A 14,714-nucleotide genomic window follows, 5' to 3' on the forward strand; every position below is an offset into this window, starting at 1 on the left:
AGCCGGCCCCTCTGAAGCCGGCTCGTTGTGTATGCAGAAAGGTGTTTTTTTCTGACTTAGCCCGGTCAGGCGGTTAGGCTGGCTGTCGGGCTACTAGGGAGGAACCGGCAACGACAGACTGGGCGTTTATCGCCCGCACTGCCGGGCAAATTCGGCGGCTGCCCGGGTGTCGCCGGCGGTTTTGCCCCGTTCCCAGGCCGCACAGGCTCCAGCTGAGTTGCCGCCCGCCCGTTCGGCCTGGCCGAGGTAATAATACAGGGCATCGACCGATGGGTCCAGTCGTTCGGCTTCCTGCAAAGCGGTTACCGCAGGTTTGGGCTGGTTGGTGCGCAGGTAGTAGAGCCCCAGCGTCCGGTGTGCCCAGGCATTTCGGTTGTCGAGCCGCAGGGATTCCTGCACAATCGGCAGCACCTCGGCAGTACGGTTCAGCTCAAGCAGCAGGTAAGCCCGGTTGTTGAGGTAGTAGGGCTGGTTGGGCCGTACCGCCAGCGCCCGCTCTACAAACGGCAGGGCTTCGGCGTAGCGACCGGCCTGGGCCAGCAGCAAACTCTGGTTGTTGAGGGACGCATCCTGCCGGGGATCGAGCTGCAGCGCCCGGCCGATATCAGCCCGGGCCGCGTCGAACTGTTTCTGGCTAAAAAACAGTGCCCCCCGGTTGGTCAGGGCTTCCACGTTGTTGGGCGACAGCCGCAGTGCCTTGTCGTAGGCCACCTGGGCGCGGGCTGGCTCATTGAGCCGTACGTGCGCATCACCTACCCGTACCTGAAAAAACGCCGAGTCGGCATACTGCTTCTCGATGCGCTGCAGGTCGTCGAGACTCCCGCCCGCATCGCCCATGTCGAGCCGCGCTTCGGCCCGGTTCAGGTAGGCCGCCCCATAGTCGGGATCGGCCTCGATGGCCCGGGTATAATCGGCCAGTGCCCCTTCCCGGTCATCGTTCCGGAATTTGGCCAGGCCCCGATTATTATAGGCATCGGCAAAATCGGGCTTCTTGTCGAGGGCTTCGGAGTAGAAACGGATGGCTTCGCGGTATTCGCGTTTCTGCAGCTGTACGTTGCCTTTCAGAAAGAACTGGGCGGCCTCATCGCTTCGGTCGGTGCAGGCCGACAACCAATTTCCCAGCAACACCAGCCCGACCATCGACCGGATTAGCCAACGGGCGGGGGTTTGGGGGCTGGCCCCTATCTTTGCCGGGCCCCCCGTGGGCTCCCCTTGTCCGTTCAGCTCTTTATTACTTGCTCGCATGCGTTTTGTCCAGGATATTCCCCACCCGCAGTTTCGAATTGGTTTGTACGCCTGGAACGGCAAATATATCGTCAAAATCGACGCCGGTCCGTATGAGCAGACATTTAAGGTCAGTGAACTGGACCTGACCTCGGCCGAAGACGTCCTGACACTGCTCGACGCCGGGTTTCTGCAGCAGGTCGGCGAACGCTTCCGCAGCATGGATGCCGACTGGCAGGCCGCCCTCGACCGGCATGAACTGGGGTGAACCAGCCCCGTTGTTCAAGTATCACTTTACCTAACTGGTGGGGGTATCGGGCACCGGTGCCGATGCGTGAAACTCGCCCGAGATTTGTTCCAGGTACTTGTCGAGCAAGGTGCGGATTCGGGCCGGATCCGGACTTTTTACGATCAGGCCCACGTGGTATTCCCGGTTCATGCGCCACCACACTTCGGCATCGGTAAAAACCGACAGATCAGGCCATTGCTGACGCGCGAGCGACACGATCAGACCCGCAAACTGGCCAGCATCGGCCGGGGCCTTGTAGGGCTCATTTCGGGCCGCTGCCTGCTCCAGGTGCGCCCACTCCCGCCACAGGTTTACGCCTGAGGCAGCCTCGACCAGTTCGGCAATATGAGCGCCCCCCACCCGCGATGCCGTTTCCAGAAAGTAAATCTGCCCATCCGAATCACTTCGGATGAACTCGGTGTGCGACGCGCTGTATTCCATTCGAAAGGCTTCCATGACGGCCTGATTCATGGCCAGCAGGGGCCCGGTTTCGGGCGCATCCTGGGCCAGGGTAGCGGTCCGGAAAACACCCCCGCCGTGGGCCACATCCATGGGCGTAGCCAGGTACTGGCTCGCCCGCGCAAACACCACCTGCCGCTGATACGACAGGGCATCGACATGATACACGGTACCCGGCTCGAACACTTCAATCAGGTAATCGACGCGCTGCTCCCCCAGCGTGTGGATCACCGACCAGGCCTCGTCGAGTGAGTGTACCTTCCGGATTCCCGTCGTCGACGCTTCCGACCGGGGCTTTACCAGCCACGGACCGGTGGTCGTTTGCAGAAACTGGGTAATTACGGTATCGGTAAACAGGGCACTAAAGGGCGGCACCCGAATACCGGCGCTGTGGGCCCGCATCCGCATGGCGAGTTTGTCGCGGAAAAAGCGGGCGGTGGTCTGCCCCATCCCCGGAATCCGGAACGTTTCGCGTACGAGCGCGCCCTTCTCCACGTCAAAATCATCGAGGGCAACCACCCGGTCGACGGGTTTGGTACGGAGCATAAAGGCCAGCCCGGCCAGCAGCTGCTGGTGATTCTCAGTTGAGTTAGCCGACGAGGGCAGGTAGAAAATCTCGTCGATAACGTCGCGGGGCCAGGGTTTATCGGCCAGTTTCTGGTCCGTTAGCAGGTAAACGGTGTTGCCCAGTTGTTTGCAGGCCCGCATAAATTCCTCGCCCTTGAAGAACGTAGCGATGCATAAGAACGAGAGTGATGACATAGGATAGCCGGTTGTACAGCCAAAAAGATACGGAAAATGCCCTAACGACCATGGGCATCGGTCTACGGGCATCGTCATATCCCTTCTTTTTTTATCAAACTGCACCTTCCGGCCCTGCCGGCCAGCTCGCTTCGTTGCACCGGTCGCGCTGATTTGACAGCCCGAATGGCAACATGCAGTATAAAACAACCGTTTAAATCAATAATCTCGACGCTTGCTTGACCAAATCATATTCAAAACATTTGTTTAATAAAGCGTTTTTCACCTCGTTTGCAGGCTAATTGACTGCTATGACCGCTGATCTAGAAACCGAACAAAAAATCATGGCCGCGGCCCGGCGCGTCTTTCTGGCGCAGGGATTCGACGGCGCCCGCATTCGTCAGATTGCCGACGAAGCCGGGGTGAATCTGGCCTTGGTAAACTATTACTTTACGTCTAAAGAAGATTTATTCAAGCGTATTTACCTCGAAACCTTTCACACGTTTCTGGGTCGACTGGCGCAGTTGCTGAACGAAGCTACGCCCCTGGAAGTTAAAATCTGGAAGATCGTTGATCGGTATACGGATTTTCTGCTCGACAACCCCAAGCTCCCTGCCTTCGTGCTTTCGCAACAGCGACCGGAGACTAACGATCTGTATGAAAACCTGGAAATCAGGTCATTACTCGAATCGTCCAGCTTTCACCGCCAGCTGGTCGATGAGGCTGCACACGGCCGCATCCGGCCCATTGCGCCCCTGCAGGTGCTCATGACTATTGTCGGCTGCATTGTTTTTCCGGTGATGGCCCAGCCGCTGGTCGCTTCCCTGGGCGCGCTCGACGATGCGGGCTACAGACAGTTTATGGAAGACCGTAAACTGTTCGTGCCGGACATGATTATGGCTTACCTGAAGAACGTATGAGACCAGCAGCCGTTGCCTTGATCAAACACATTAAAACAACTGTTTAATATAAGGTTTATCATTCTCCGATCTTCCTGAACAGGATCGGGACTGGCGCCCGAATTAGTCCTGTTTATTGCTGAATTGGGTCATATCAAATCCTTACGAACAGGATATGTTTGGGCGTCGGTCCCGGCTGGCAGCAACGCGCTTTGCTTCCACATATCAGGTAGCCAAGTGAACACAGGACGTTCCTGCGTGATCTGTCGGCGACTTGTATTTTTTATCTTTAACCCAATCGGGCGAACCGCCGGGACAGGCGTTCCGGATGATTGACAACAGGCGCATCCTATTGGGTTCCGGTAGCCGCATCAGCAGGCTACAACTCCGCTCGAGCCGGGTGCTGGCCTATCCGCTTTACTGGCCACCGTTCACGAGCCCGCATCTTCGACCGCCAGCGGCTTCCTGCCAGCGCGATGCCTATCCCCTACCCCATACGCCCCGGCTGCAGTTGCGTACCTATATATATAGGCGCTTTTCCAATGGTTGCGACAGCGAGCAGGCAGCTACGTCCGGCGGGTATTTTTTTGCGATCGATCCGGATGGGCAGGAAATCATTTCCTGCCCATCCACCTGCCCCCGCTCCTGTACTACGACCGGGATTATTCGACAGCCGTTTCTCCGGTTCCGGTGTCAGCCGGGTTTCTTACTTTACCAGCTGACGCAAAAAGGTGGTCAGGAGCCGAATGCCAAACGCCGTGGCATTTTTCTGATGACCAAACTCGGAGTCGGCAAAAGCCATACCGGCAATATCGAGGTGGGCCCAGGCGGGGTGGCTGGCCGTAAACACCTCCAGAAACTTGGCCGCCGTAATAGCCCCCGCCAGTGGTTTGCCGCTGAAGTTTTTCACGTCGGCCACGTCCGATTTGAGGTCCTCGCTGTATTCGTCCCAGACCGGCAGGCGCCATACTTTCTCGCCCGATTGATCGGCGGCCCCGGCAAGCTGGCTGGCCAGCGTGTCGCTGGGCGTGAAAAGTCCGGCAGCGTGGTAGCCCAGTGTTGTGATCACGCTCCCCGTCAGCGTAGCCAGGTCGATCAGGTAGTCGGGCTGGTAGTTGGCGAGCAGATAACTCAGCCCGTCGGCCAGAATCACCCGGCCCTCGGCGTCGGTGTCGATCACCTCGATGGTTTTACCGTTGTAGGCCGTTACCACATCGCCGGGTTTGGTCGACCGGCCATCGGTACTGTTCTCCGTACTGGGCACGATGCCGATGACCCGCACGGGCAGCTGCAGCCGGGCGGCTACCTCGACAGCCCCCAGCACAGCGGCCGCTCCACCCATATCACTTTTCATCAGATGCATGTTGGCCGACCCCTTGATCGACACGCCCCCCGTATCGAAGGTGACGCCCTTGCCCACTAGCCCCACGGTTGGCCAAGGCCCCGGGGTACCCGGCCTGTAGTCGCCGATGATCAGTACGGGCGGCACGTCGCTTCCCCGGCTGACACTCAGCAGTGCGCCCAGCCCCTCGGCTTCGAGCTGCGCCTGATCGAGCACCCGCACCGGGTAGCCGTGCGCCTGCCCCGACGCGACGGCCCAGTCGGCCAGGGTCTGGGGCGTCTTATGGTTGGCCGGCGCGTTCATCAGGTCGAGCATAGCCAGTTGTGCCTCGGCCAGTACCTGCGTCCGGGCCATTACGGCCGTGGCCGTTTCCTGCCAGTCAGGGCTGGTTAACAGTGTTAACAGGGGCTCTTTGTTGTACAAATTTGCCGGTTCGGCTTTACCGGTCTGATACAGCCGCAGGTCGTAGCCGCCCTGCCGAACGCCGAGCCCGATCGATTCCAGCACGGCGTCGCTGATAACCGGCGAAGTCAGGTGACGCAGGTCGATGGTCAGGCTGGCTGGCAGTTTTTCTCGCCAGCCAACAAAGAATTTGCGTATCACCCGAAACCAGTCCAGTACGGCTGGCTGCCCCCCCAACCCCAGCAGCAGGACAACCGATCCATCGGGTCGGTACACGGGCAGCAACTCATTACGCCCCGCCCGGAATGCCGACTCGAGCACCGCTTCGGGCAACCCGGTTTGCACCGACAGCGTGGCCAGTGCCGGCTGCATCGGCTCACCAGCCAGAACAGGGATCAGGCAGGCCGACGTTTCCAGGTCTGCCGTGGCGGTACTTGAAACAGTAATCAGTATGTTGGGTGTCATAGGATTAATTGACTAGATAACGACAGAAAAGGTCGGCGTTGCATTACAAAAACGCCGGCATAAGACAGTCGCTCAGGGGTTGAAAAAAAGCCAGCGGATGGCGCCGGGGAAGGCGCGCCCCCAGAACGTTTCGTTGTGTCGGCCCGTCGGGTTGATCGACTCCTGTAGCTGCAGCAGCCGGGCAGCGGGCGACTGTCGCACGGACGCTGCCAGTTGCCGAAGCGAAGGTTCCATGTAGCGGGTTTCCTGCCGGCCGCCGTACAGATAAAGCCGCGTGGAGCCCGGCACCTGCCAGGCGGCCGCATCGGCATAAACGCTACGCGACACCCACAGCGAGGGCGAAAAGACCAGGAGCCGGCCAAAGACGGCCGGGTGCAGCAGCCCCCCGTACAGGCTGATGAGGCCGCCCATCGAACTGCCGCCCAGTCCCGTGCTCTCGCGGGCGGGTTGCGTTCGGAACAGGGTATCGATGCGGGGTTTCAGCTGGTGAACCACAAAATCGAGGTAGCGCCGGCCATCGCCCGTGCCCGCCAGCGTGCGGTCGGGAGTAAACTCCAGCACCCGGTCGGTTCCGCCATGATCGATCAGTACCAGAATAAGGTTGTGTTGCTGCTGGCTCGCCAGCAGCGCCATCGTCCGGTCGACGCCCCAGGTTCCGTAACCAGCGCCGGCGCCGGTCAGGTTTTGCCCATCCTGCAGGTAAAGTACCGGGTAGCGCCGGTCGGTATGCGCGTAATCGTGCGGCAGCAACACCCGCACCCGACGCGTGGTCTGGCGGGACGGCATGGGCATGGCGTCATCCAGCAAACCGAGCGTGGGCCAGTAAGCGGGGTTGATAGCCTGCCCGTACCAGCGCCAGTGCGGTACCTTATCGCGCCGAACCCCCGTTTTGCGCCGGGTGGTGCGGTTGGCGGGCACCTCCGCCCAGGCGTCGAGTTCGACATGCTCCCAGCCCCCCCGGGTGTATTTATACTCGATCCGGTCGGGCAGGGCCAGGGATGCGGGCAGCTCCAGTACGTACCGCCCTGGCTCGACCGGCGTCAGCTGGAACGCCGGCAGGTCGGGATACCAGTCGCAGAAATTACCGGACAGGAATACGGGCCGATCGTCGATTTCCGGGGTTGTCAGCTCAAAGCGTAACGATGCGGGCATGCCAGGCAGGGGTCGATCCAGACACAAAGGTACGAAAGCAGATCGCCCGCCCCGCGCTTGCACCCTGTTTGCCGATGGCTTACCTTCCACCAACCAACACGCCCATCGCCATACCCTACCCGCACCAATTCATAACCCTGTTGCTCTGCCTGGCCGGTTTGCTGACCCAGACACGGATCAATAAACACCTCTAACTACTATCAAGTTTCTTTTACAAACGTTTTTGTATACCAAGGAAGCTGATTTTATTATTCCTCCGTGAGCAAGTCTGTTAAGTTCGCCATTGCTCAGTGTACGTTCTGAGGTGATAGGGCCATGAGTATGAGCTATCAGCTTTACGAACTAATCACGGGTCAATGAAAACAATTAACTGTTTACTTCTTTAGTAGGCCAGTAAAATAGATAACCAAAAGAGGTAAAATAGCAAAGGCAATACTGGTTCCACATTGAACGCTAAGGTTGAATAAAAAAGCAGATAAACCTATGCAAAAAAATAAGAGATAACTCTTGAAAATATGTCCTATTAAAAATATAGATGTAATTACTATTGCCCATTCTACTAAAAACGAAGTTAACACGTCACTAGGATGAATAGGGAAAAATCCAATCACTGTTCTAGAAATAGGTACGTTGTACTTATAAAGAGCATACGATGTTGAAAAAATCAAAACAGATTTCAGGGCCTTGTAATCAATGAGTTTAGTTTCCATATTTAGTTTGAAATTTCACACTGAATCTACTAGTTGTAGATTCAGTGTGAAGAGAATGAAAAATTACACTCAACATGTGTGATAAATTCTGTAAAACTCACTTCTGATTTTCATGTATCCGTATTGAAGCTGATCACATGCAGGATCAATACAAAAAAAAGAAGCAGTTATTAACGTAAAACCAAATGAGTATAGTGAGGCTCTTACAGCAGTTTTTCCTGGTACAACCAAAGATTTAGCTTTCTGTGCAATCAACAAAAAAATGTTTCCAGTATAAATTGCTGCATCAATTGCAGAACCTGTATAGCCAGCTTCTTTGAGACATTCCTTTAGTTTGGACTTATATGTCAGTTGTGCGGCCTCTGCTGCATATACTAAGTTTATCAATGCTTGGCCTTGACAAGGCTTGGCTATTACAACATTCAAATGGGGAAAAACTCCTTGACCGTCAGCTTCTAAAAGTGTTTCAATATGATCAACAGCAGCGTACACCCTTTCTGGTGTAAGTCCAAACTCATAATAGCTATACTGCGTCTGACCCCCTTGACTAACTCCCTGAGCGTAATCTGGAGAATTTGGCGGAAGACTTTCATAAGACGGAATTGCATGGATTATTTTAATTGTTTTTCTTTTCTTTTATTAAGATGTATAATTAAATACTCTTGCATATCAACTACGTTTTTGTTAATAAACTTATTTTCAGACTCATCAGTACTTAGACCCGGCATTATGATCTTTGGCTTTCTTCCGTCTTGATCATTTAATGGCGTGAGTACGATTTTGTCCCCATTACTCTGGACATACTCTCTACTGCCAGCCCATACAGGCTTTCTGTCTAATTTTTTTTACTATTTGTAATTCTAGCATTTTTACTCGCGTCGTATATTTTTTTATTGAACCACTCGCTTGCGGTCTCAGTAGTCATTGGCTCATTCAGTTCATTTTGTTAACGTGTACGTGGATATTGTTTGGTTTGCTCTAAAACTAAAAAGAAGCGTTGTTGCTTATTATGTATATATGTTTTAATTTACTAAACGGTGATAATCTTATTACTCCGTGAGCAAGTCTGTAAAGTTTGCCATTGCTCAATGTACGTTGTGCGGTAGCAGGGCCATCACTATGAGCTAGAGAGTTTACGAACTAATCACGGGTCAATATATATATATACAAAAAGCCCCGGCCGTTTTGGGCCAGGGCTTTTGTATTGCTGTTCAGGATGCACCAGGGCATCCCGAAGGGATTACTTTACTTCTTCGTACGGGACGTCCGACACATTGTCGCCCGAGGGTTGCCCCTGCTGACCGGCATCGGCACCACCGAAGCCAGCCCCATCGGCCGGGTTGGCACCCGCCCCGTTGGTGGCATTGTACATCTCGGTCGACGCAGCCGTCCAGGCACCATTCAGTTTTTCGAGGGCCGCATCGATGGCTGCGGCATCGCGCGAACCGTGGGCACTGCGCAGTTCGGTCAGCGCGGCTTCGATGGCCGACTTGTTGCCATCGCTCAGCTTGTCGCCGTATTCTTTCAGTTGCTTTTCCGTCTGGAAAATCATCGAGTCGGCGGCATTCACTTTCTCGACGGCTTCGCGTTCAGCTTTGTCGGCCGCTTCGTTAGCTTTGGCTTCTTCGCGCATCCGGCTGATTTCGGCTTCGGTCAGACCGCTCGAGGCTTCAATCCGGATTTTCTGCTCTTTACCCGTGCCTTTGTCTTTGGCCGTCACGTTCAGGATACCGTTGGCATCCACGTCGAAGGTTACTTCGATCTGGGGCACACCGCGGGGTGCGGGTGGGATATCGGACAGGATGAACCGACCCAGCTGACGGTTCTGAGCCGCCATCGGGCGTTCACCCTGCAGGATGTTGATCTCTACGCTCGGCTGATTGTCCGAAGCAGTCGAGTACACTTCCACTTTCTTGCTCGGAATGGTGGTGTTGGCTTCCACCATCTTGGTGAATACACCGCCCATCGTTTCGATACCCAGCGAGAGAGGAATCACGTCGAGCAGCAGTACGTCTTTCACTTCGCCCGTCAGTACGCCACCCTGAACCGCAGCACCAATGGCAACGGCCTCGTCGGGGTTAACAGCTTTCGAGGGCTTGCGACCAAACAGTTTCTCTACTTCTTCCTGCACTTTCGGAATCCGGGTCGACCCACCGACGAGCAGTACTTCGTCGATCTGACCGGCCGACATACCCGCGTTTTTCAGGGCCCGGCGGCAGGGCTCGAGACTCCGCTGAATCAGCGAATCGGCAAGCTGCTCGAACTTGGCCCGACTCAGCGTCCGAACCAGGTGTTTGGGAATGCCATTCACCGGCATAATATAAGGCAGGTTGATCTCGGTCGAGTTCGAGCTCGACAGTTCGATCTTCGCTTTTTCGGCGGCTTCTTTCAGCCGTTGCAGCGCCAGGGGGTCGTGGCGCAGATCGATGTTTTCATCTTTCTTGAATTCATCAGCGAGCCAGTCGATAATGACCTGGTCGAAGTCGTCGCCACCCAGGTGCGTATCCCCGTCGGTTGCCTTTACTTCGAAAACGCCGTCGCCCAGTTCCAGGATCGAGATATCGAACGTACCACCACCGAGGTCAAAAACGGCAATTTTCTGATCCTTGTCGGTTTTGTCGAGCCCGTAGGCCAGGGCCGCTGCGGTGGGCTCGTTGATGATCCGTTTTACGTCGAGACCGGCAATGGCACCGGCTTCTTTGGTTGCCTGCCGTTCGGCGTCGTTAAAGTAAGCCGGTACGGTGATAACGGCTTCGGTTACGGTTTGCCCGAGGTAATCTTCGGCCGTCTGCTTCATTTTCTGCAGAATCAGCGCTGAGATTTCCTGGGGCGTATATTGGCGATCACCGATCCGAACGCGGGGGGTAGCGTTGGGGCCACTCTCCACGTCGTAGGCGACGTTCTTGATTTCGTTGGTTACCTCGCTGTAGCGTTTACCCATGAAACGCTTCACCGAAGAAATCGTGTTTTTCGGGTTGGTGATCGCCTGACGTTTGGCGGGAGCGCCGACTTTACGTTCGCCGTTGCCATTGTCCATGAACGCAACCACCGAAGGCGTCGTCCGGGCCCCTTCCGAGTTCGGAATAACAACGGGCTCGTTCCCCTCCATTACGGCCACACACGAGTTGGTGGTGCCTAAGTCAATCCCAATGATTTTACCCATAACTGTGCTTGTGTATGCTGGTTTAGTGTCTTGTCGTTGTGTTACCTGCGCAACACCGTCTATCTAACAATGAAAATGCCAGTGCGGTTTTAAGCGGCTGTTTGCTGTCAGATTGGCAGAACCGGCCTTTTTCGGCGTCAGATTGTCGGTACAGCGGCTGCGGTCGGGTATGGGCTGTCAGGTTCCGGGGAGCCAGGCCCGGGTGTGGAGCTGGTAAACGGATGGCCGGGCCCACCAACCACCCCTACACAGCGACGCCCCGCCGGTACCGGTGGTACCGACGGGGCGTCGACAAAAACACAGCGATGGGTTATTTATTGCCAAACAGGCCACCCAGCATGCCGCCCAGGCCACCGCCCGACGACTGCCCGGTCTGGCCGCTGACAACGCGCATCAGATCGTTCATATCCAGTTTGCCGTCGGCCATGGCCGACGAGGCCATACCCATCCAGTCGGTGCCCTGCTGACCCGTGGCGGCCCCTAAAATGGTGTTACCATCCACGCTCGAATCATTGGGATCAGCGGCTTTGTGCATCAGTTTGCTCAGGACCATTGGAACAACGGCGCTGGCGATCGACATGGCCACCTGGGGCGAAATACCCAGTTTCTGAATCAGGTTTTCTTCGACATGCTGCTGCACCCCACCCGTTACAGGGCTCTGGGCCACATTGCCGCCACCGTTGACGACCATGCCCAGCAGGTTGCCCAGGCCACCGCCCTGCGCCTGCTGACCCAGGCCGCCCAGAATGCTGCTGGCAACGGTCTGCATCACATTATCGTTTTGCTCATTGGGAATGGCGGGGTTGTTCACAACGGCATCGCCGGATTGCTGGCGCACCAGATTCATTAAGGTTTCAAACATGATTTGGTTGGTTTACGGTTTTGTACGGATGGTTCCCTGATGTGGATACCCGTCCTAAAAATAGTTAGTTAACAGGACGTTTCGGCGTCGGGGATGTATTTTTGTCCGGCAACATTGCCCGGAATGCCCCTATGACGAACGACCCTACTGAACGTAACGCAGAAAGTACCCCTGATGGCCCGAATAATCCGGGAGAACTTACGCCCGCCAGCCCCGATCAGGGCGCCAGCCCCCTGCTGACGCAGCTACAACCCCTGCTCGACGGCCTGCTCTACCCCAGCGAATCGGACGAGCCCGTCACATCGGTTACCTGCTACCTGACCCAGGATACGCCCCTGACCGTGAGCCAGATCAAAGACTGGCAGATGCTGCCGCCCGCCATTTACGTCGATGAAATGCCCCTCGACGACTTCTGGAGCCCGGTTATCAGCGAGCAGGACTGGTATGGCGATGACGAAAAAAAACGAACGGCCGGTTTTAAGGCCGTCAAGACGCTGCTCGATGCGCAGCTGTCGGCTCAGCAGGTGTTTCGCGTCGGCGAAACCGAACGCACCGTTTACCTGCTGGGCCGCACCACCGATGGCACCCGGGCGGGCCTTCAGACGCTGATCGTGCAGACCTAGTCTACGCATTAACATACGTCGTTTCTTAATCCAGCCGCTGTCTCATTACTTGCCTGTCGAAGTCTCCTGCCGTATCGCCTGCGGCAGGAGATCACTAACCACACCCGATCTGCTTGTCATGAAAAAACCGGCTACCCGAACCGCTCCAGCACGCGTGGTTACCGACCGTGTGCAGCCTGCCCCTCCCCGCTCCGCCACCATCCAATTGCGCTACTGGCTCCTGCTGGCCATCCTGCTCACTCCGCTCGTTTACAGCCGCCACCGTTTTTTTGGTTACATCACCGAACGCTCGTGGTACCTTAGCGCCTGCATTGAATTGCTGGGGATTGTGTCCCTCATCAGCCCCGGCTTTTTCCAGCGTCCGCTGTCGGCCCTGCAACGGGCCCTGCTGCTTTTCCTGGCGGTAATGGGCCTGGCCGATGCCTTCGGAGTCGACCCCATCCAGAGTTTCTATTCAGGTTTTTCGCGGATGGATGGCTACTGGCTTTTACTTCACCTGGGCCTACTGGCGCTGGTACTGGCCCGTACGCCCTTCAGCCCCCAACAGTGGAACCGGGCGCTTGCCTTCTCCGTACTGGTCGCTACCGGGGTTGTACTGTGGGGGATGGCCAGCCCCTGGGGCTGGCAGGCAGCCGACCACCGGCTAATCGCCAGCGTGGGCAACCCCGCCTTCCTGGCAGGCTACCTCCTGATCCACCTGTTGCTGATTCCCGTTCTCGTCAGGCGGTTCACAACGCCCAGCCGGACGGCCCGGCTGGGCCTGGCGTTACCCGTGGCGCTGGTGCTAGGCCTCGGGTTGTACCTGACCGGCACCCGCTCAGCCGTGCTGGCCCTGGCGCTTGCCGGGACCGTTCAACTGGGGTTACTGACCTGGCAGCGAACAGCCAGGCGGGCCCTCCGGGTCAGTGTGGCCGTGGGTGTGCCGATCCTGCTGGCGGGAGTGTTCTGGCTTACCCGATCGGTAGTCTGGTTGCAGCAGCAACCTGTTCTGTACCGGCTCACACACTTTTCGGACCATTATGATACGTTTCGTCCCCGATGGCTATGCTGGCAGCTGGCCTGGGAAGCGATTCAGCAACGCCCGGTGCTGGGCTGGGGCCAGGAGAATTTTAGCTACGGATTTGCTCAGTTCTTCAATCCTGACCTGATGAGCAACGGAACCGACGACTGGTACGACCGCGCCCACAATGGGCTTCTCGACCTGACGTTTTCAGCAGGCTTTCTGGGCCTGGCGGCCTACCTATGGCTCTGGTTCTGCCTGATCCAAACGCTGTTGCGGAAACCGGGCCTTTCGGGCCGGATGGAACTGCTGGGTGTACTGATCGCTTACGCAACCTTTAACCTGCTGAACTTCGATAGTCTGTTGCCGCTGCTTTCATTTTTTGTACTCATCGGCGGTATCGACGGGCTGAGCCAGCCGGCTGCCGCAGGCAGCCCCGATCGGCCCCGGGCTGGGCTGGCCGTGATCCGGCTGACCGGCCTGGTTATTTTGCTGGCCCTGAGCTGGGTATCGGTATACCAGCCTTTTTCGTTGCTGCGGGCGCTTGACCACCAGAATACCCTCCCCACCCTGTCCCAGCGCGTAGTAGCCCTCGAATCTGCCTACCACCGCGCGGGTGGACGCCAGCTCGACCTGGCCGATTGCCTTGTCTCGCTGGCCCTCAGCGCCCTGGCCAGCCCGGACATTCCCGCCGACCAGCAGCAACTGGCCTACGAGCGGGCCAGCACCCTTATGACCGAACAGCTCGGTCAGCACCCGTCCTTCTCCCGTCTGATGGCCCGGCTGGCCACGCTGCACCTGGCCGGTCGCCAACCCGACCGGGCCATTGCGTTGTGCCACCGGATGCTCAGCCTCGAACACCGCCGTCGTCCGGCCACATTTCTGCAACTGGGCAATGCCTACCTGTCGCGAAAGGCTTATTCTGATGCCATGGTGGCTTATGCAAATGCCCGCCGTCTTCAGCCCAGCTGGGATCGACCCGTGCTGAATCAGGCTATGGTGTGCGCCACCCTGGGCGATACCGTACAGTGCTATACCCTCCTGAGAAAGTTACCCCCCGCCACCCTCAATCAGCAGTATAGCCTGGTTCGGCAGCTGTTTGCCGGCACAGGCCATGCCCATGGCTACCTCGATCTGCTGGCCCGGCTACCCCGGCGCGATCTTATTGCCCCGGCGCTTTACACCGACTGGGCATTAACCGGATTCGACCTCCGCGACTACAATCAGATGACCATGGCCCTCAACTGTTATTTCAATATGTACCTGCACCAGCAACACACCCTGGCGGAAATCAGCCATCTGATTGAAGCGGGAAAGCGGGGCACCCGGCCCGATGTGCTGACCGCCATGACCGAACAGCTAACCCCCTGAAACGCAGCAAGC

General features: G+C 57.0%; 12 protein-coding genes. 4 read left to right on the top strand and 8 right to left on the bottom strand.

Annotated elements, in window-relative coordinates:
* Positions 1-126 precede the first annotated feature (126 nt).
* A complete protein-coding gene (locus ACYVAC_RS18590) occupies positions 127-1,245 on the bottom strand; it encodes a tetratricopeptide repeat protein (protein ID WP_461099279.1) in 1,119 nt (372 codons plus the stop codon).
* Here ACYVAC_RS18590 and ACYVAC_RS18595 point away from each other — a divergent pair.
* Positions 1,244-1,492 carry a hypothetical protein gene (locus tag ACYVAC_RS18595; protein WP_461099280.1) on the top strand — a complete coding sequence of 83 codons (249 nt, stop codon included), beginning with the start codon at positions 1,244-1,246 and terminating at the stop codon, positions 1,490-1,492. The genes ACYVAC_RS18590 and ACYVAC_RS18595 overlap by 2 nt on opposite strands.
* 30 nt (positions 1,493-1,522) lie before the next feature.
* Here ACYVAC_RS18595 and ACYVAC_RS18600 read toward each other — a convergent pair whose 3' ends face one another.
* The gene (locus tag ACYVAC_RS18600; protein ID WP_461099281.1) at positions 1,523-2,734 is read right to left on the bottom strand and encodes an ATP-grasp domain-containing protein; all 1,212 of its coding nucleotides are present in this window, start codon (positions 2,732-2,734) and stop codon (positions 1,523-1,525) included.
* Positions 2,735-3,024: 290 nt separating this feature from the next.
* On the opposite strand from ACYVAC_RS18600, the gene ACYVAC_RS18605 reads away from it, so the two are divergent.
* The gene (locus tag ACYVAC_RS18605) at positions 3,025-3,633 is read left to right on the top strand and encodes a TetR/AcrR family transcriptional regulator (RefSeq protein ID WP_461099282.1); all 609 of its coding nucleotides are present in this window, start codon (positions 3,025-3,027) and stop codon (positions 3,631-3,633) included.
* A gap of 685 nt (positions 3,634-4,318) precedes the next feature.
* Here ACYVAC_RS18605 and ACYVAC_RS18610 read toward each other — a convergent pair.
* The 6 genes from ACYVAC_RS18610 to ACYVAC_RS18635 form a co-directional block, all read right to left on the bottom strand.
* A complete protein-coding gene (locus ACYVAC_RS18610; protein ID WP_461099283.1) occupies positions 4,319-5,821 on the bottom strand; it encodes a leucyl aminopeptidase family protein in 1,503 nt (500 codons plus the stop codon).
* A gap of 72 nt (positions 5,822-5,893) precedes the next feature.
* On the bottom strand, positions 5,894-6,973 hold the full coding sequence (locus ACYVAC_RS18615; RefSeq protein ID WP_461099284.1) for an alpha/beta hydrolase: 1,080 nt from the start codon (positions 6,971-6,973) through the stop codon (positions 5,894-5,896).
* Positions 6,974-7,347: 374 nt separating this feature from the next.
* Entirely contained in the window at positions 7,348-7,683 is a 336-nt protein-coding gene (locus tag ACYVAC_RS18620; protein WP_461099285.1) for a hypothetical protein, read from the bottom strand.
* 69 nt (positions 7,684-7,752) lie between these two features.
* Positions 7,753-8,175 (bottom strand): hypothetical protein, encoded by a 423-nt coding sequence (locus tag ACYVAC_RS18625; protein WP_461099286.1) that lies wholly within the window; start codon positions 8,173-8,175, stop codon positions 7,753-7,755.
* A gap of 748 nt (positions 8,176-8,923) precedes the next feature.
* Positions 8,924-10,846, bottom strand: a complete 1,923-nt coding sequence (dnaK, locus tag ACYVAC_RS18630) for a molecular chaperone DnaK (RefSeq protein ID WP_461099287.1) — start codon at positions 10,844-10,846, stop codon at positions 8,924-8,926.
* A gap of 310 nt (positions 10,847-11,156) precedes the next feature.
* The gene (locus tag ACYVAC_RS18635) at positions 11,157-11,708 is read right to left on the bottom strand and encodes a hypothetical protein (RefSeq protein ID WP_461099288.1); all 552 of its coding nucleotides are present in this window, start codon (positions 11,706-11,708) and stop codon (positions 11,157-11,159) included.
* 131 nt (positions 11,709-11,839) lie between these two features.
* Between ACYVAC_RS18635 and ACYVAC_RS18640 the strand changes: the two genes are divergently transcribed.
* Both ACYVAC_RS18640 and ACYVAC_RS18645 read left to right on the top strand, forming a co-directional pair.
* Positions 11,840-12,331 carry a nuclease A inhibitor family protein gene (locus ACYVAC_RS18640; protein WP_461099289.1) on the top strand — a complete coding sequence of 164 codons (492 nt, stop codon included), beginning with the start codon at positions 11,840-11,842 and terminating at the stop codon, positions 12,329-12,331.
* A 118-nt stretch (positions 12,332-12,449) separates the two neighbouring features.
* On the top strand, positions 12,450-14,702 hold the full coding sequence (locus ACYVAC_RS18645; RefSeq protein WP_461099291.1) for an O-antigen ligase family protein: 2,253 nt from the start codon (positions 12,450-12,452) through the stop codon (positions 14,700-14,702).
* Positions 14,703-14,714: the final 12 nt, after the last annotated feature.

It is taken from the genome of Spirosoma luteolum, from assembly GCF_054778875.1.